A 17,525-nucleotide genomic window follows, 5' to 3' on the forward strand; every position below is an offset into this window, starting at 1 on the left:
TGAATAACAAAGGCTTGTTGTGTCCATGACAAATGTAATTCAGTACCAAGGTCGAAAGACTCGCCGCGCGGGCAGCGAGCAACGCCGTCAGGCCATTCTGGAAGCGGCACTGGCGATTATCGTCAAAGACGGTATTCGCGCAGTGCGCCACCGGGCTGTGGCTCGCGAAGCGGATGTTCCGCTGTCGGCCACCACCTATTACTTCAAGGATATCTCCGACCTGATCGCAGATACCTTCACCCTTTTTGCCGAACGGGCCCTCACCGAAGTCATTGAGCCGTTCAAGCAGAAAGCTTTCGCGCTGCTGTCGCAGTTTTCCCGCGAATCCCTGGTGGATCCGAAAGAGCGTGAGCGGATGGTGACCTTGATCGGGCAGATGCTGGCGGGCTTCATTCTGGATGAATTCCATCAACGTCGTGGTCATCTGGTTGCAGAGCAGGCCTTCCTGCAGGAGGCGGTGCTGGACGAACGGCTGCGTGATCTGGCGGATCTGTATCTGCGTCAGCAGCTGGAGAGCCTGAATATCGCCACTGAGCTGTTCGGCAGTTCCAGCCCCCGCATGGACGCTGAATTGATCCTGTCCACGATCATGACCATGGAGCAGCGTCTGCTGGTGCATCCTGAGCGTGCGACGGCAGAATTCGTGAACGCGCGCATGTGTAACCTGATCGAGAAACTGCTGCCCCATGGCTGAGCCCCAGCCTCTGGAAGCCGGCTGGCAGCAGCATCTTGGCGATGAGTTTCACAAGGACTACATGGCCCGTCTGCGCGCCTTTCTGGGTGCGGAAAAGCAGGCGGGCAAGACCGTGTATCCCGCCGGGCCGGATATCTTCAATGCCTTCAATCTGACCCCTTTTGAGAATGTGAAGGTGGTCATTCTTGGCCAGGATCCTTACCACGGGCCTGATCAGGCCCATGGCTTGTGCTTTTCCGTCCAGCGTGGCGTCAAAACCCCGCCGTCGCTGGTGAATATCTACAAGGAAATTCACCGGGACCTGGGGTTAGAGATTCCTGGTCATGGCAATCTGACCCACTGGGCCGCGCAAGGGGTTCTGCTTCTCAACGCAGTGCTGACTGTGGAGGCCGGGCAGGCGGCTTCGCATCAGAAGCAGGGCTGGGAAACCTTTACCGACCAGGCCATTGAGCACCTTGATCGCGAGCGCCAGGGCCTGGTGTTTTTGCTGTGGGGGAGCCATGCCCAGAAGAAGGGGCGCCTGATAGACCGTGAGCGTCATTGCGTCCTGACTGCACCCCATCCCTCACCGTTGTCTGCCCATCGCGGTTTTCTCGGTTGTGGCCACTTCTCCCGGGCGAATCAGTACCTGTTGCAACAGGGCAAAGAGCCAATCGACTGGTCGGTGCCGGAGTGAGCAGTTAGCGACAAGCCTGGATTGGCAAAACCAATAAATTCCCGAGTTTGTGCATTTCTACGAAGCCGCTGTAGGAGCACCTCTTGAGGTGCGAACCGTGCGAAGCACGGAATCGACCGCAGGGCGATCAGGCATTTTCAGGCTCGACGGGTCTTTAAAGAATGATCTCCCTTCGGTCGCCTCACTGCGCTCGGTTCGTCCCCTGGAAGGGAACTCCTACAGGGCTTGCATGGCGAATCGAGCGACTGCGGAACGCGGCAAGGGTGCGGAGCCGTGATCCGTACTGAAATTGCACCGATATGGTGGGTATTTACCCGGAGATCACGAATTTCTATATATTCCGAAGTGGCATAAAAGTATCACTATATATTCCTTTATATTCTTCCCGCAGGCCCTATCATGACTCTTCGCCAATCCTGATAGTGAGGGCTGTAAATCATGGGTAGTGCTCAAATGATTACACGTTTCGGAGATAACACGGCTGGCCTGTCCAAAGAGGCTTTGGCCGAGTTGAACCGTGTGTATCGTTCGCTGAGCTTTGAAGAGCGTATTCGCCGCGTATACCAGGATTTTCCGGCTGAGAAGATTATGGTGACTTCGTCTTTCGCAGCGACGTCAGCCTATTTCCTGCACATCATTTCCTCCATTCGTCCTGAGCAACCGGTTCATTTCATCGATACCGGTTACCACTTCGACAAGACGCTGGAGTACAAGGATTACCTGATCGAGCGTTTCGGCCTGACGGTTGTAGACGTGAAGCCAGACCCGGATCATCACCAGGTGTCTCTGGAAAACCGTATGTGGGAAACCGATCCTGACCTGTGCTGTCAGGTGAACAAGGTCAACCCGCTGGAAGAGGCCAAGGAAAACTATGATCTGTGGATCTCCAGCCTGATGGGGTGGCAGACCGAGCATCGTGCAGGCCTGGAAGTGTTTGAAGAGCGCCGGGGCATGATCAAGTTCAATCCGATGATCGATGTGACCAAGGAAGAACGTGATCGCTACATTGCCGAGCACGATCTGCCGTTCCATCCGCTGGTGGCCGAGGGTTACGACTCTATCGGTTGCAGCCACTGTACCTTCAAAGGTGAAGGTCGTGATGGTCGCTGGAAAGGTAACAGCAAGACCGAGTGCGGCATTCATTTGTAAGAGCCGCTACACGTCGCTTCATGCAACACGCGAAAGGCCGCCCCGGGAGGGCGGCCTTTTTCATTTGGGGTGATTGATGGGCTTCTGGAATGTCGGTTTTGCGTGAAGCGTGTGGCGAGCCCGGTCTCTCATTCAATGCAATCCCGGTTGCAAGCAAATCGACAGGTGTCCGGCTTTGTCGTCCTCGAGTTGAACTTGCACCGAGCCCTGGTTGGCTTCCGGGACCGTTTCCAGGGCGACAGGCAGGGACAGCTGGCTGGGGCCGGGGAGAATGGCCTTGATGTTGCCGGCGATGATATTGGTCAGTTCAGTGAGAGCATCGGTAATATCCCGGGTGTCAACACTGTCGTCGTCCTTGCGGAACATGGCCGCGGCAATGCGACGGCTGAGCTCGTCACTGCTGCTGATGGTAATGGAGCCCTTCCAGCCGCCAGAGATGGTAATGGCGGCGCCACGGGGAAGGCTGCCGGCGGGGGAGGAACCATTCTGCACCGGGATTTTCAGAAAATCATTCATCACTGTGCTGCCAATGCGGGCAATTTTTATGGATAGCTGTGCAGTTTGTGAATCCATTAGGTGCACCTTTTTTCGTCTAATCGAACTTAACCAGGTTGGTAGAACCGACCGCACTTGCCTGCTTGTACCGGCGTGAAGCCGCTGGCGATTTCCAGGTTTTCTGCTGCACCAAGGAGTAGATAACCGTCATCACGGCACTGGCTCCGTACCTTGTGGAGTACCTTCATGCGGTCTGCCATGGAGAAGTACAACAGCACGTTACGCAGCAAAACGATGTCAAATTGCGGCAGTGCCTCCGGCCAGTCATGAATCAGGTTAATGCGCTGAAATTCCACTTTTTCTCGGATCACGGGCTTTACCTGCCACTCCAGATCGATTTGTTCGAAGTGCTTGGCCATCAGCAGGGCAGGAAGACCGCGGTTCATTTCCGTGAGCCCGTAACGGCCGCTCTGGGCCTTGGAGAGGGACTGGCGGGAGAAGTCGCTGGCAATGATTTGCACGTCCCAGTCCTTGAGTTCGGGAAAGTGCTCCTCAAGAAGCAGGGCAATGCTGTAGGGTTCCTGCCCGGTACTGCAGGCCGCACTCCAGATCCTTAATGTTTTGTCTGATCGGCGCCGTTTCATCAGGTTCGGGAGCATGTGATCGATGAAACTTTCATTAAAGATCGGGTCGCGAAAGAAGTAGGTTTCGTTGATGGCCATGGCTTCCACCAGTTGGCAGCGTAGTTCGTCGCCGGTGTCGCTGCAGGCCTTCTCGATCAGCGCGTTGATATCTCCCTGGGTGTATTCTCGGGCAAGGCTATGCAGTCGGGCTTCAGCGAGATAGGCCTTGTCATCAGGCAGATGTACGGCGATGCACTCGCACATCAAATTGCGCAGATGGCTGTAATTCTCCGGATGGATCTCGCTCATCCTGGAACCTCGTGATTACGCTTGCCATCCTGGCGCTCCAGTCGTGTGCGGAATACGGGGCGGCCGCGATTGACCTTGCGGGTAATTTCATCGGCCATCTTCATTAGCGGGTACTCGGCGGTCGCCAGCCCTGCTCGAGAGACGGCCCCTGGCATTCCCCAGACCGCGCTGCTGGCACGATCCTGAACCAGTATCTGTGCGCCCACGTCTGCCAGTGCGCGGCAACCGTCCAGCCCATCCTGGCCCATGCCGGTGAGAACCACGGCCAGGGTGTTGGCACCAAAATATTCTGCTGCACTATTGAACAGAATATCCACGGCCGGCCGGCAGAAATTGACCGGTTCGGAACGCAGTGGAGCGGCAGAGATCTGATTCGCCTTCCGGGATACCGTCATGTGATAGTCGCCCGCGGCGAGCAGTACCTGACCGGGTCCGATGACTGTGGTTTGATCACATTCACTAATGGAGAGCTTGCTGTTCTGGTTCAGGCGGGCTGCCAGGGCTTTGGTAAAGACCGCGGGCATGTGCTGCACAATCAGAATGGGGACCGGGAAATCGTCCGGTAGCGCGGACATGATTTCACCCAGCGCCTTGGGGCCGCCCATGGAAGAGCCAATAACGACCAGATCGACCCGGGAGGGAATACGTCGATATCCGTGCCCCGGAGTAATGGTGGGCGTTGAGAGTTTCGTGGGGGCAATAGGCTCAAGCTTGAACAGCGATTTGATCTTGCTCAGCAAGCTGTTGCGAATGTAGTCACGGGCTTCCGCTGCTGTCCCGACCATGGCAGGCTTCGGTACATAATCACTGGCGCCCAGTGAAAGCGCCTCAATGGTGACCATGGCGCCGCGTTCGGTGATGGAGCTGAACACCAGAACAGGGAGCGTGGATTGTCTGGCTTTCAGGGCTTTTAGCATGTCCAGCCCACCCATGCCTGGCATTTCCACATCGAGAATCAGCAGATCAGCTTCCACGCGAGAAAGTCTTTCCAGGCCTTGCTGGCCATCTGACGCGGTGCCGACCACAACAATGTCAGGGTCTTCCTCCAGAATCTGGGTAAGGATGTGCCGCACGGCGGCGGTATCATCCACGAGGAACACACGGATCCGGTTCATGCGTGGCGTAATCCCAGCATTTCCAGTTTGCTGGCCAGGGCTTCGGATGAGAAGGGCTTCATCAGGTACTCATCGGCACCGGCAGTGAGGGCTTCTACCATGTGTCCCACCTCTGCCTCACTGGTGACAACCAGCAATTTCATGCCGGTGTAGCAGTTCTGCTCGCGTACTGCCTTGATGAAGTCCAGTCCATTCATGACCGGCATATTCCAGTCGACCAGAGCCAGCGAGGGAATGTTGGTGTCTCCCTCCAGCAGGGAGATGGCTTGCTGGCCATCTCCTGCTTCGTGGGTCTCGTAGCCAAGCTGATTCAGCAAGTCACCAAGGATGAGCCGCATGGCTCGTGAGTCGTCAATGACAAGTGCTTGCGGAGTGGCCATGGCTGTTCCTCCTTACTTGCTCTGGTTATCTGCACGGGAGTTACGTTCGGCATCTACCACCAGGGTTTGCAGATCCGCAGACAGTTTGGCCAGTTCAGCTGCAGCCTGGCGCATGCTTTCCACGCCGGCGTTGGTGCTCTTGGCCGCTTCTGCCACACCGCTGATGTTGGTTGCCACTTCATTGGTGCCCTTGGCGGCATCGCCAACGCGGCGACCCATTTCATTGGTGGTGATGGTCTGCTCTTCTACCGCCGAGGCGATGGAGCCCTGCACCTGGCTGATGTGATGAATCACTTCGCTGATGCGGGCAATGCCTTCGATGGCGCCTTTTACGTCTACCTGAATGGCTTCGATCTTCTGGCCGATGTCCTCGGTGGCCCGGCCAGTTTCCTTGGCCAGTTCTTTCACCTCGTTGGCGACCACGGCAAAACCTCGTCCGGCGTCACCGGCTCGTGCCGCTTCGATAGTCGCGTTGAGTGCCAGAAGGTTGGTTTGCTGGGCAATGCCGGTAATGACCTTGATCACCTTGCCAATCTCGGCACTGCTGGTGCCCAGGCTGCTGATGGTGGTGTTGGTGCCTTCTGCAATGCTTACCGCTTCGTCTGCGACGCGGGCCGCGTCGGTGGCGTTTTTGGCAATTTCCTTGATGCTGGCGCCCATCTCTTCAATGCTGGTGGACACCGCCTGTACGTTCTCGTTGATGTCGTCAGCGGTGTTCACCGCAGAGTTTGCCTCACGGCTGGTAATGGCGGCGTTGGAGCCCATCTGGTCGCTGGTGGCGATCATTTCCTCGGAAGAGGTGGCCAGCACTTCTACGGTGCCGCGGATTCGTTCTTCCAGCAGAACCTTTTCGGTGACGATTTCCCAGGTCAGCATCGGGCCGACGTAACTGCCTTCGGCGTCGTAGATGGCATTCACCAGCAGATCGGCCTTCTCATCGCCGATGTTGATGCGGGCGCGATAGGGCAGGTTGCTCGGATCAGACAGGATGCGACGCTGATGTTCGGGCCGTTTGTGGAAGATGTCGATGTTGGCGCCAAGCAGCTCATGTGCCTTGATCGGCAGATGGGCTTCCAGCTTCTTCATGGTCACGGTGGCGGAAGGGTTGAGATAAATGATCTTCAGGTCACGGTCACAGAGGAACACGTTGGTGGGCATCTGATCCACCATGTTCATCACGCGACGGAATTCGTTCTCCTGGCGCAGTTCGGTGGTTACGTCTTCCCAGCACACTGTATAACCAGCGATCTTGTCTTCTTCGGTCATGACCGCATTGATGCGGGTACGCAGGGTGACACCGCCAAAGTTGAAGTCCGCGGAGTGGGGCATGGACTTCGGTGAACGCAGAATGGCTTCAACGCGCTTCGGATCGCGGTGGAAACGGTGGATGTGGCCGTTGAGAATTTCCTCAACCCGCACGCCAAAGGTGTTGTAGATAGGCTGGGAAATAGTCGCCAGGGTTTCGTTGGCGCGGGGGTTGATATAAACGATGTTGAGGTTGGTGTCTGCCACAAAGACGTTGGCCTGAAGGCTTTTCAGGGTGGCTTTTACCCCTTCCAGGCTGTCGGTGACAGAGGTTTCCAGGTCTACGTCACGCAGGGCGGCATCAACCGATTGGTAATCATTCGTCTGGGTAGTGTTGGGTTCGTTCACGATCTGCTCCTTGAGAGGTGCTACTGCCTGCATGATTTGATCGGCAAGGTCTTCATCTACACCAACCGCCAACAAGGTTTCGTTCAGGTGCTCGGCAACCTTGTCAAAGGATTTGGCTGTGATGTTCAGGGATTTGTGGGCCTCGACCATGTCGCGGCCGTTATAGTTTTGTGGGCCACCCAGTGCCTGACTGAAAAACTTGACCTGCAATTCCTCCAGACCTTTTCGCTGCTTGAGATGAAAGTAGGGCGCCAGCGCCGGGTCAGCCAGCACACGGTCATAAAACTCCGATACGACCGCCTTGATGGCCGGCTCTCCGCCAACCCGGCTATAGATGGAATCGTCGCTTATGTTGTTCTGTTCATTATTCATCGGTCACTGTCCTTGTTACTGGCTTATTGCAAAACGCTGCGTGTGGTTTGGCTCAGGGAACGGGTACACATTTCGTCTTCAAGCAGAGTGTCGAGATCAAGCAACAGGTGCAGGGTGTCCTGCACGGAAAAAACGCCATACATGAAACGTCTGGCCGCGCCTTTGAGTGTTTCTGGCGGGGCTTCAATGTCTTCCGGGTTAATGGTGATGATGTCGCCGATCTGATCCACCATCAGGCCGACCTGCTCGCCATCATGGTTGATGATGATGTTGAAGATGTTGTCTTCGTCATCGTCATCATCGGAACGTACCTTTTCGCCCAGACGCAGGACTTTGCGGAGTGCGATCGCGGGCACAATACGGCCACGTATGTTCATCAGTCCCATGACGCCGGGAGGTGCCAGGGGGATGTCAGTGATCTGGTGGTTGGCAAGGACTTCCTGCACGTTGTCCACGATCACACCGTAGTGCTTGTCTGCCACGGTAAAAGTGCAAAGCAGCTGATCAGTGTTCATCGTGACCCCCGTTATTGCTTGTGTCGCGGTATTGGCGAATCAGAGAGTCACTGTCGATGAAATCGGTAACATGACCCTGAAGTATTCCGGCTCCAAGTACCCCATCGACTTGTGCGACTTTTTCGATGTTCCCCTTGTCATCGGACACAATGTCGATGATGTTCTCGACTACGAGACCAACTTCACCAAACTCGGTGGGCTGTACCACGATACGAATCATCTCGCTCTGTTCTTCTTCCGAACGACTGCTCTCGCCGAGACGAATCAGGGGCAGAATCTTGCCGCGGTACTGGATGACTTCACGGCCCGCTGAGTGCTCGATAAGATCACGCCGGATTTCTTCCAGTCGTGAAACTTTTGACAGGGCAATGGCGGAGCGGCCAGCCTGTTCGCTGGGGCGAACAACCAGATAGTTCTCCGCCACGTTGATGGGCTGGTGGCTATCGCCATTCGAGCCGATCTGCTGGTTGAGTTTGCGATCCTGACGGGTAACACCCGCAAAATCGGCGGTGGATTTGACGTCCAGAATTAGCGCTACCCGGCCGTCACCCATGATGGTGGCGCCGGCAAAACACGGGTTGTCCTTGAGCAGACGGCCCAGGGGTTTGACCACAATCTCTTCCGTGTCACGGACATCATCCACCAGCAGGCCAAATTCCTGCTGGTCGGCAGTCAGTACCAGAATGAACTGGTCATGCTGCTTTTCGGGGCTGCCCATGTGCATCAGCGAGCGCATGTCTACCAGCGGCAGCAGGCGGCCGCGCAAGCGATATACCAGAGCGTCATGCACAGTCTGGATGTCTTCTTCCAGCTTGTCGGCTTCCACATACACCACTTCCAGCAGATTGACCTGGGGAATGGCAAAACGCTGATGCAGGCAACGCACGATCAGTGCGGGGACGATGGCGAGTGTGAGAGGGATCTTCAGCTTGAATGTGGTGCCCTGGCCAGGCGTGCTCTTGATGTCGATGGAGCCTCCGATACGCTCCACATTGTTACGAACCACATCGAGCCCCACACCTCGGCCGGAAAGGTCATTAACCGTTTCAGCGGTAGAAAATCCGGGCTGGAAGATATAACGGATCTTTTCCCTTTCGGTGAGCGAATCCACCTGGTCTGGTTGCAGAAGGCCGGCTTCCAGAGCCCGGGCAATGATCTTCGCGCTGTCCAGCCCTTTGCCGTCATCGCTGATCTCCACGGTGACGTTACCGCTTTCATGATAGGCGCTGAGTGTCAGGGTGCCGGCTTCCGGTTTGCCGGCTGCCAGGCGTGCATCTGGTGTTTCAATGCCGTGGTCTACGGCATTGCGGACCAGATGAATCAAAGGATCCCGAATAGCTTCCAGCAAGCTGCGATCCAGTTCGGTATCGCCGCCCCTCAGAATCGGGGTGACGCGCTTGCCGGTTTTCTTTTCCAGATCCCGAAGCAGACGCGGGTAGGTGGCCCAGGCATTGCGGATGGGCTGCATGCGGGTTTGCATCAGGCCTTCCTGCAATTCGCTGGTCACCATATTGAGTCGCTGGGACAGGTTAACCAGCTGCGAGTCATTCTGGCTGGCAGCATGTTGCAGTAGCTGGTTACGGGTCAGCACCAGTTCGCCTACCACGTTCATTAGCTTGTCCAGCAGAACCACATCAACCCGTACTGTGCTTTCAGATGGAGCAGGGCTGGAGGCCATGGCTTCCTTGTCTTCGTGATCGTGCTCGAGGGCCTGGATGCCGGATTCATCGTCGGCAGGTTGTTCGCTTACCGTCACGGCTGCGGTGGTGTCCACCTCTGGCTCGGGGATGACAACGGTGGGTTCGTTGGCGCTTTTCTCCGGTACCAGGTCATGCAGGCGAGCCATCAACGCTTCCGGTGCGGCTTTGCCGTCGTCACCTTCGCTGTTGATGTGCCTGAGGAATACGCGGATTTCATCAACGCCGTCGAGCAGGGCTGCGGCGGTGTCCAGATCCATCTTCAGGTGCCCGTCACGCATGGCACCGAGTATGTCTTCCAGCAGATGGGTCAGAGCCTCCAGGTGGCTAAAGCCAAAAAAACCACAGGTGCCCTTGATGGTGTGAATGGCACGAAATGCGCTGGAGACACAGTCACTGTCATCCGGGGTGCGTTCCAGTGCGACGATATCCTGTTCGAGCTGTGCAAGATTTTCATCACTCTCGATCAGAAAACTTTGTAGCGCTTTATCATTCTGTGGCATGACCAGTCCCGGTTATGTGGTTGTACTTCTGTCCGGTCAGGCAGAGGTCTGTTTCATCAGGGAGGTCAGCCGCATCACTGATCGAAGGTCGCTGTCGTGGGGCGGTTTGACCAGGTAGTTATTGCAGCCAGCCTTGTGTCCGGCCATGTGTGATTCTGCTGAGGTAATGCTGGATAGCATGGCGATACGCGCGGTAATGCCTGTCTCGCGTAGTTTCTGGCAGGCCTCAAGGCCGCCCATGCCTGGCATTTCCACATCCAGAAAAATCAGATCAAAGTGATTCTTTTCGGCGCAGGCCAAGGCTTCATTACCATCCGCGGCCTGGCTGACGTCGATGTCAAAAGTGTCTTCGGCGAGTTCGTAAAGTTTGGCGATAATCAGGCTGCGAACGGCGGTGCTGTCGTCCACGACCAGGATATTCAGTCGATCCGTGACTTTGTTCGGTATAGCTGCTAGTCCCATTTTTACCTCGGTGTTGCCTGGAGGTGGTGAAGTGGATAACCACTCCTTTTTATGCGCCCATTTGCGTATTGCTGTCGGTCAGGTGTAGATGATCAGTGGGAGTGGTGAAACACTTTCGGGATAAGTGGTATACCGCGGGCGATATTCGACATATCTGTTTTTTGCATTTTCAGCAGTGACAATTGTCACGATTACGCCCACTCGCGATCATCGGCCTTGTTTCGTCTTGACGACTTCTTCACGTTAGTCCTGAACAACCGTGCCAGGCTCTACTCTCAAGACGAATGCCCCCAGTGAAGGGATGAATGGAATTTCTCTTAGCCGCAAGGATTAGGTGGCGCGTTAGGATTTGAAGGGGCTGGGCGACAACGAGACAGCCCGCCGGATGGCGGGCTGGAAGGGGTTTTTGGTGGGTAAAGGAGGGCTAGTCGTGACGGCCGTGCAGGGGAACACCTGAAAGCTTTCTGACCACCACATAGAACAGCGGGATGAAGAAGATGGCCAGCACCGTGGCGGTGAGCATGCCACCAAATACCCCGGTACCGATGGCGTTACGGGCGCCGGCGCCGGCGCCGGTGCTGATCATCAGCGGGGTTACCCCGAGCATGAAGGCCAGTGAGGTCATCAGGATCGGGCGAAGCCGCATGCGGACCGCTTCCAGGGTTGCCTTCAGCAGATGCTCCCCCTTGTTTTCCAGTTCCAGGGCAAACTCCGCAATCAGAATGGCGTTCTTCGCTGACAGGCCAATGGTCGTCAGCAGGCCTACCTGGAAGAACACGTCGTTGTTCAGGCCGCGGAAGGTGGCTGCCAGCACAGCACCGAGAATCCCCAGGGGTACCACCAGCATCACGGCAATCGGGATAGACCAGCTTTCATAGAGTGCTGCCAGGCAGAGGAATACCACCATCAGCGAGATCACATAGAGAGCAGGGGCCTGATCGCCGGACTGGCGTTCCTGATAGGACATGCCGGTCCATTCAAAGCCAAAGCCCGGCGGCAATTTGGCGGCCAGTTCTTCCATGGCGTCCATGGCATCACCGGTACTGTAACCGGGCGCGGCATTCCCCTGGATGTTCACGGATGACACGCCGTTATAGCGTTCCAGCTTGGGCGAACCGTAGGTCCAGTGACCGGTAGCGAAGGCAGAGAAAGGCACCATCTCTCCCTGACTGTTGCGGACAAACCAGTCGTCTATGTTTTCCGGCAGCATGCGGTAGGGCGCATCGGCCTGCACGTAAACGCGCTTCACCCGGCCACGATCCACAAAGTTGTTCACGTAGCTGGAGCCCCAGGCAATCTGCAGGGTGTTGTTGATGTCGGTGATGGTGAGCCCCAGGGCCTTGGCTTTCTGTTGGTCCACATCAATCTGGTACTGCGGGCTGTCCTCCAGGCCATTGGGGCGAACGCCCACCAGGCGCGGGTCCTGACTGGCCATACCGAGCATCATGTTGCGGGCATTGATGAGGGCTTCATGGCCCTGTCCAGCCTGGTCCAGCAGCTGGAAGTCAAAGCCACTGGCATTGCCCAGGGCCGGAATGGACGGCGGACTGAGGGCAAACATCATGGCTTCGCGGATGGTGGAGAAATACCCCATGGCGCGGCCAACCACTTGATCGGCGCCGTCCACGGCGAGATCCCGTTCCGACCAGTCCTTGAGGTCTACGAACGCCATACCGGCATTCTGGCCGCGGCCGGTGAAACTGAAGCCGGCTACGGTGAACAGGCCATCCACGGCGGAGGTCTCTTCGTTGAGGTAGTAATCCTCCATTTTCTCCAGCACGTTCACGGTCTGTTCCTGGGTGGAACCGGCCGGCAGGGTAACCAGGGTAAACAGGATGCCCTGGTCCTCGTTGGGCAGGAAGCTGGAGGGCAGGCGCAGGAAGCTGAAGCCAAGTACGCCGACGATAACCACATAGATGAACAGGTAGCGTCCGCGACGGCCGAGGATTCTTTCCACTGCGCCCTGGTACTTGCGGCTGCTGCGGTCGAAGTTGCGGTTGAACCAGCCAAAGAAGCCATGGTCGGTCTGGTGCTCGCTGTCCTTGGCCTTGAGCATGGTGGCGCACAGGGCCGGGGTCAGAATCAGGGCCACCAGCACGGACAGCACCATGGCGGACACGATGGTGATGGAGAACTGGCGATAGATGGCACCGGTGGAACCCGGGAAAAACGCCATGGGGACAAAGACGGCAGACAGCACCAGGGCGATACCCACCAGGGCGCCAGTGATCTGGCCCATGGATTTGCGGGTGGCTTCCTTGGGAGGCAGCCCCTCGTCATGCATGACCCGCTCCACGTTCTCCACCACCACGATGGCGTCATCCACCAGCAGGCCGATGGCCAGCACCAGCCCGAACATGGTCAGGGTATTGATGGAATAACCAAACGCAGCAAGCACGGCAAAGGTGCCCAGCAGTACCACCGGCACGGCCAGGGTGGGGATCAGGGTGGCGCGGAAGTTCTGCAGGAACAGGAACATCACCAGGAAGACCAGGATGATGGCCTCGAACAGGGTATGCACCACTTCTTCAATGGAGATGCTCACGAAGGGGGTGGTGTCATAGGGAAACACCATCTTCATTTTTTCGGGGAAGAAGGGTTCCAGCTCGGCCAGGCGCTTGCGCAGCAGGTCAGCGGTGTCCAGGGCATTGGCACCGGTGGCCAGGTTTATCGCGATACCGGCAGCGGGCTGACCGTTATAGCGACCTGCCACATCATAGTTCTGGGCGGCCAGCTCTACCCGAGCCACGTCGTTGAGGAACACCTGGGAGCCGTCCGGATTTACCTTCAGCAGAATGTTGCTGAATTCCTCGGTGTTTTCCAGGCGGGTCTGGGCAATGATGGTGGCGTTGAGCTGCTGGCCGGGCACGGCAGGCGCACCGCCCAACTGGCCGCTGGCCACCTGGTTGTTTTGCACCTGGATGGTTTGCACCACGTCCTGGGGAGTGAGATCAAACTTGTTCAGTTTGTTCGGATCCAGCCAGATGCGCATGGCGTAGGGCGCACCGAACAACTGGATCTGACCGACACCGGGAACCCGGCTGACAGGATCCTGGATGTTGGACGCCACATAGTCAGCCAGGTCGGCACGGGTCAGGCTGCCATCTTCCGTGGTGAAGCCCACTACCATCAGGAAGGAGTCCGACGATTTGGTGACCTGCATCCCCTGCTGTTGAACTTCCTGGGGGAGCAGGGGGGTGGCCAGCTGCAGCTTGTTCTGCACCTGGACTTGGGCGATGTCGGGATTGGTGCCCGGCGCAAAGGTCAGGCTGATCTGTGCGTTACCGAATGAGTCGCTGCTGGAGCTCATGTACATGAGGTTATCGATGCCGCTCATTTGCTGCTCGATTACCTGGGTAACGGAATCTTCCACGGTTTTTGCCGAGGCGCCCGGGTAGTTACCGGCAATAGTTACCTGCGGTGGGGCTACCGTGGGGTACTGCTCAATGGGCAGGGTGTAAATTGCCAGGGCGCCGGCCATCATCATGATGATGGCGATCACCCAGGCAAAAATGGGACGGTCAATAAAAAATCTGGCCATGGGGTTCCCGCTTCTCTGAGTGCTGCGTTATTGGGCTTCGTTGGCGCTGTTGTTGCCGTCAGTGGCAGGCGGCGCGGCATTTTCAGTATCAACCGGTGTCACTGGCATGCCGGGCTGAATGCGCTGCAGACCGTCGACAATCAGGCGGTCACCACTGTTCAGGCCGCTGCTGATCAGCCACTGGTTTTTCACGGCACGCTCGGTATTCACCTTGACCTTCTGAACCATGTTGCTGCTGTCGATCAGCATGGCAAAGGCCTGCCCGGTGGGGTCACGGGTAATGCTCTTCTGCGGAACAAGAATGGTGTTGCTGCGCTGGCCTTCCGGCAGACGGCCGCGGACAAACATGCCGGGCAGCAGATCACCATCCGGATTCGGAAACAGGGCGCGCAGTGTCACGGAGCCGGTGCTCTCATCCACAGCATATTCAGAGAACTGAAGGACACCTGACTGCGGATAATGACTGCCATCTTCCAGCAGCAGGGTAATGCGAGCCTGGTCATCGCTGACCTGTTCCAGTTCGCCGGCGGCCATGGCCTTGCGCAGCAGGCGCAGGTCATTGCTGGATTGGGTCAGGTCCACAAAGATCGGATCCAGCTGGCGAATGGTGGCCAGGGTTTGTGCCTGATTGGCGGTCACCAGGGCACCAGCCGTAACGCTGGAACGACCGATGCGTCCATCGATGGGAGCAGTGATGGTGGCATAGTCCAGGTTTATCTGGGCGCTTTGCAGGTTGGCTCGGGCGGCGGCAACGGCAGCCTTGTTTTCGTCCAGCTGGGCTCGCGCTTCGTCGTATTCCTGTTGGCTGACAGAGCGCTTTTCGAGCAGCTGACGGAAACGTTTTTCGCGCAGTTCGTTGGAATGCAGGGTGGCCTGGGCGCGGGCAAGCTCGGCACGGGCCGTGGCAACGGCTGCGCGATAGGTTCGGTCATCAATCTGATAGAGCGGTTGGCCGGCGTTCACTTCCTGACCTTCCTGAAACAGACGCTCCTTGATGACGCCGCTGACCTGGGGGCGGACTTCGGCGATGCGATGGGCGGTGGTGCGCCCGGGCAGTTCCCGGTCGAGCGTGACCGTCTCGGATTTGACGGTAAGAAAGCCCACTTCCGGAGCTTGCTGTTGCATCTGGCCGCCCTGGCCACCGTTGTCACTACAGCCTGCCAGTTGCAGGCCCAGGAGCACCGCCATGGTGGAAAGAATGAAACCGCTGCGCATAGTTACCTCTGTTCCCTGAATCCACGCCGAAACCACTGCGCGAGGCAGCAGGGGGCGGAGTTGTAATAAAAATGAATCAGGTTCATTATAGATACATGCATCCCTGAATGTATACAGCTGGCCGTGAAGTTAATTCGACTTTTCTGATCTTTTCCCACAGGTGCCCCTATGGTCCGGCGCACAAAATCAGAAGCCCTGGAAACCCGAGCCCGAATACTCGACGCCGCGGAGCGGGTTTTTCAGCGCAAGGGCGTACTCTCTGCCTCTCTCAATGATATTGCCACCGAGGCGGGGGTAACTCGAGGCGCCATTTACTGGCATTTCAAAAATAAACATGACGTCTTCATGGCCATGGTCGAACGGGGCAGGCTGCTTTTCGACATGATGTCGGAAAAAGCCGAAGATCCCAAAGAGCCGGACCCGCTTGGCAAGCTTGAAGAATTCATGGTCTACCTGTTGCAGAGGGTGGTGAATGATCCTGGCCAGCAGCGCATCTTCGATATCATGTTTCACAAGTGCGAATTCAGCGGAGACAATCTGGAATTACTGGGCATGCAGCGTGAAAAGTGTCGCGAGTCTTCCAGCCGTATGGCGCGTGTGTTGCACAATGCCATCCGCTGTCAGCAATTACCCGAAACACTGGATGTGCCGCGGGCGGTGATCTGGCTGCATAGTCAACTGACGGGCATGATCATGTACTGGTTGCTGGATCCAGACAGTGTCGACCTGGCCGTCGAAGCCGGGAACTTTGTTGGCGCCAGCCTGCAATGTCTGCAAACCTCCCATTATCTTCAGGGTCCCTCTCCCGCAGCCTGATTCGGTATTCTGGTGCGGTCATCTGGTCTGTTGCTTCATGGTGAAAGCCATGGAGGCGGCACAGGGGTTTGCGGCCGCTATGGCCCACCAAGGGGACGAGAAGGCGACCTGTTACTTTTTTTTATGTCAGTGATGTAAGGACACCCGATGCAGAACAAACCTCGTTGTCTGGTGGTAGGCGCCGGCGCTATCGGCAGCTTTTATGGCGCCTTGCTCAAGCGTGCAGGTTGCGAAGTGAGCGTGGTGCTGCGCTCGGATTATCAGGCCGTGGTCAGCGAAGGGATCCAGCTTGAAAGTCCCCTCGGCGATTTGTCCTGGCAACCGGATCATGTGTACCAGCCCGGTGACACACCGCATAACACACCGGATTATCTGCTGCTGTGCGTCAAGGTCATTCCCGGCGTAGACAGGGCCGAGCTGGTGCGCCCCTGGATGGGGGATGAGACCGCTCTGGTGTTGATCGAAAACGGGCTGGATATCGAACGGGAGCTGGCGGATGCCTACCCGAACAACCCCTTGGTGAGCTGTCTGGCGTTTATCGCAGTGAGCCGCACGGCGCCGGGCAGGGTGAGTCACCAGGCCTATGGTCAGTTGGTGATGGGGAATTTCCCGACAGGTTTCGATTCGCACTGCGAGCGCATGGCCGGATTGTTCCGGGACGCAGGTATCAAGGTGGACGACAGTCAGGCCATTGTGGGGGAGCGCTGGCGAAAATGCGTCTGGAATGCCGCGTTCAATCCTCTCAGCGTGCTGGCCAACGGGGCCGATACCCTGACCATGTTAGACGCTGAAGGCGGCGAGGCCTTGATAAGAAACCTGATGGCAGAAGTCATGGCGGTGGCCAGGGCGGATGGTTACCCGCTGCCGGAAGAGCTGATCGACAAGAACATTCCCGGTACACGAGCCATGGGGCCCTACAAGAACTCCATGGCGCTGGATTATCTCAACAACCGCCCGATCGAACTGGATGCCATTCTCGGCAACGTGGTGACCATAGCCAGACAGCATCAGGTCCCCGTTCCGTGTCTTGAAACCATTCTGGTGGCCTTAAGGATGCGTAAGTCGGTGGTTTGAGAGGGGATGTGGTAACGGATTCCCGTGACAAGCGTTACGAATTTTCTTCAACGAGACCGCGGCATGATAACAACCGTCATGCCGTGGTTTTTTTTGTCACTCTTTTGTTAAGCAATAATTTGTTAAACGCAAAAACGTCTCTCGAATGGCCGTTTTCCTGGAGCCTGTAAAAGCAGGCTTAATCCAACGAGACAAAACACCATATCCGTCTCTGTATACTGAGGATGTAGATAAAA

General features: G+C 56.9%; 15 protein-coding genes. 5 read left to right on the plus strand and 10 right to left on the minus strand.

Translation table 11 applies throughout. The annotated features are described in order from the left end of the window. Nucleotides 1–25 precede the first annotated feature (25 nt). From GQF00_RS00655 to GQF00_RS00665, 3 genes are all read left to right on the plus strand, one after another. Nucleotides 26–694: a TetR/AcrR family transcriptional regulator gene (locus GQF00_RS00655; protein WP_161317047.1), complete on the plus strand. Its 669-nt coding sequence runs from the start codon at nt 26–28 to the stop codon at nt 692–694. Then, nucleotides 687–1,370 (plus strand): uracil-DNA glycosylase, encoded by a 684-nt coding sequence (gene ung, locus GQF00_RS00660; RefSeq protein WP_161317049.1) that lies wholly within the window; start codon nt 687–689, stop codon nt 1,368–1,370. Before GQF00_RS00655 ends, ung begins: the two co-directional genes overlap by 8 nt. A 438-nt stretch (nt 1,371–1,808) precedes the next feature. Next, complete coding sequence (locus GQF00_RS00665) at nt 1,809–2,519, plus strand: phosphoadenylyl-sulfate reductase (protein WP_161317051.1); 711 nt, start codon at nt 1,809–1,811, stop codon at nt 2,517–2,519. Nucleotides 2,520–2,651: 132 nt separating this feature from the next. Here GQF00_RS00665 and GQF00_RS00670 read toward each other — a convergent pair whose 3' ends face one another. The 10 genes from GQF00_RS00670 to GQF00_RS00715 form a co-directional block, all read right to left on the minus strand. Continuing rightward, complete coding sequence (locus GQF00_RS00670; protein ID WP_161317053.1) at nt 2,652–3,092, minus strand: chemotaxis protein CheX; 441 nt, start codon at nt 3,090–3,092, stop codon at nt 2,652–2,654. Between the two features lie 29 nt (nt 3,093–3,121). Further along, entirely contained in the window at nt 3,122–3,946 is an 825-nt protein-coding gene (locus GQF00_RS00675) for a protein-glutamate O-methyltransferase CheR (RefSeq protein ID WP_161317055.1), read from the minus strand. Further along, nucleotides 3,943–5,061, minus strand: a complete 1,119-nt coding sequence (gene cheB, locus GQF00_RS00680) for a chemotaxis-specific protein-glutamate methyltransferase CheB (RefSeq protein ID WP_161317058.1) — start codon at nt 5,059–5,061, stop codon at nt 3,943–3,945. Before cheB ends, GQF00_RS00675 begins: the two co-directional genes overlap by 4 nt. Next, nucleotides 5,058–5,441, minus strand: a complete 384-nt coding sequence (locus tag GQF00_RS00685) for a response regulator (protein WP_161317060.1) — start codon at nt 5,439–5,441, stop codon at nt 5,058–5,060. The genes cheB and GQF00_RS00685 overlap by 4 nt, the downstream gene beginning before the upstream one ends. Nucleotides 5,442–5,453: 12 nt before the next feature. After that, nucleotides 5,454–7,466 carry a methyl-accepting chemotaxis protein gene (locus tag GQF00_RS00690; RefSeq protein ID WP_161317062.1) on the minus strand — a complete coding sequence of 671 codons (2,013 nt, stop codon included), beginning with the start codon at nt 7,464–7,466 and terminating at the stop codon, nt 5,454–5,456. 23 nt (nt 7,467–7,489) lie between these two features. Then, nucleotides 7,490–7,981, minus strand: a complete 492-nt coding sequence (locus tag GQF00_RS00695) for a chemotaxis protein CheW (RefSeq protein ID WP_161317064.1) — start codon at nt 7,979–7,981, stop codon at nt 7,490–7,492. Beyond that, nucleotides 7,971–10,181, minus strand: a complete 2,211-nt coding sequence (locus tag GQF00_RS00700; protein ID WP_161317066.1) for a chemotaxis protein CheA — start codon at nt 10,179–10,181, stop codon at nt 7,971–7,973. Before GQF00_RS00700 ends, GQF00_RS00695 begins: the two co-directional genes overlap by 11 nt. Before the next feature lie 36 nt (nt 10,182–10,217). After that, entirely contained in the window at nt 10,218–10,643 is a 426-nt protein-coding gene (locus GQF00_RS00705; protein WP_161317068.1) for a PleD family two-component system response regulator, read from the minus strand. Nucleotides 10,644–11,067: 424 nt separating this feature from the next. Beyond that, complete coding sequence (locus GQF00_RS00710; protein WP_161317070.1) at nt 11,068–14,184, minus strand: efflux RND transporter permease subunit; 3,117 nt, start codon at nt 14,182–14,184, stop codon at nt 11,068–11,070. Between the two features lie 27 nt (nt 14,185–14,211). Beyond that, nucleotides 14,212–15,399 carry an efflux RND transporter periplasmic adaptor subunit gene (locus GQF00_RS00715; protein WP_161317072.1) on the minus strand — a complete coding sequence of 396 codons (1,188 nt, stop codon included), beginning with the start codon at nt 15,397–15,399 and terminating at the stop codon, nt 14,212–14,214. Nucleotides 15,400–15,567: 168 nt separating this feature from the next. Here GQF00_RS00715 and GQF00_RS00720 point away from each other — a divergent pair, with 168 nt between their 5' ends. Both GQF00_RS00720 and GQF00_RS00725 read left to right on the plus strand, forming a co-directional pair. Next, nucleotides 15,568–16,215 carry a TetR family transcriptional regulator gene (locus tag GQF00_RS00720; protein ID WP_161317074.1) on the plus strand — a complete coding sequence of 216 codons (648 nt, stop codon included), beginning with the start codon at nt 15,568–15,570 and terminating at the stop codon, nt 16,213–16,215. Nucleotides 16,216–16,362: 147 nt separating this feature from the next. Continuing rightward, nucleotides 16,363–17,289, plus strand: a complete 927-nt coding sequence (locus GQF00_RS00725) for a ketopantoate reductase family protein (protein WP_161317076.1) — start codon at nt 16,363–16,365, stop codon at nt 17,287–17,289. Nucleotides 17,290–17,525: the final 236 nt, after the last annotated feature.

The organism is Alcanivorax sp. DP30 (assembly GCF_009882945.1).
GTDB lineage: Bacteria > Pseudomonadota > Gammaproteobacteria > Pseudomonadales > Alcanivoracaceae > Alcanivorax.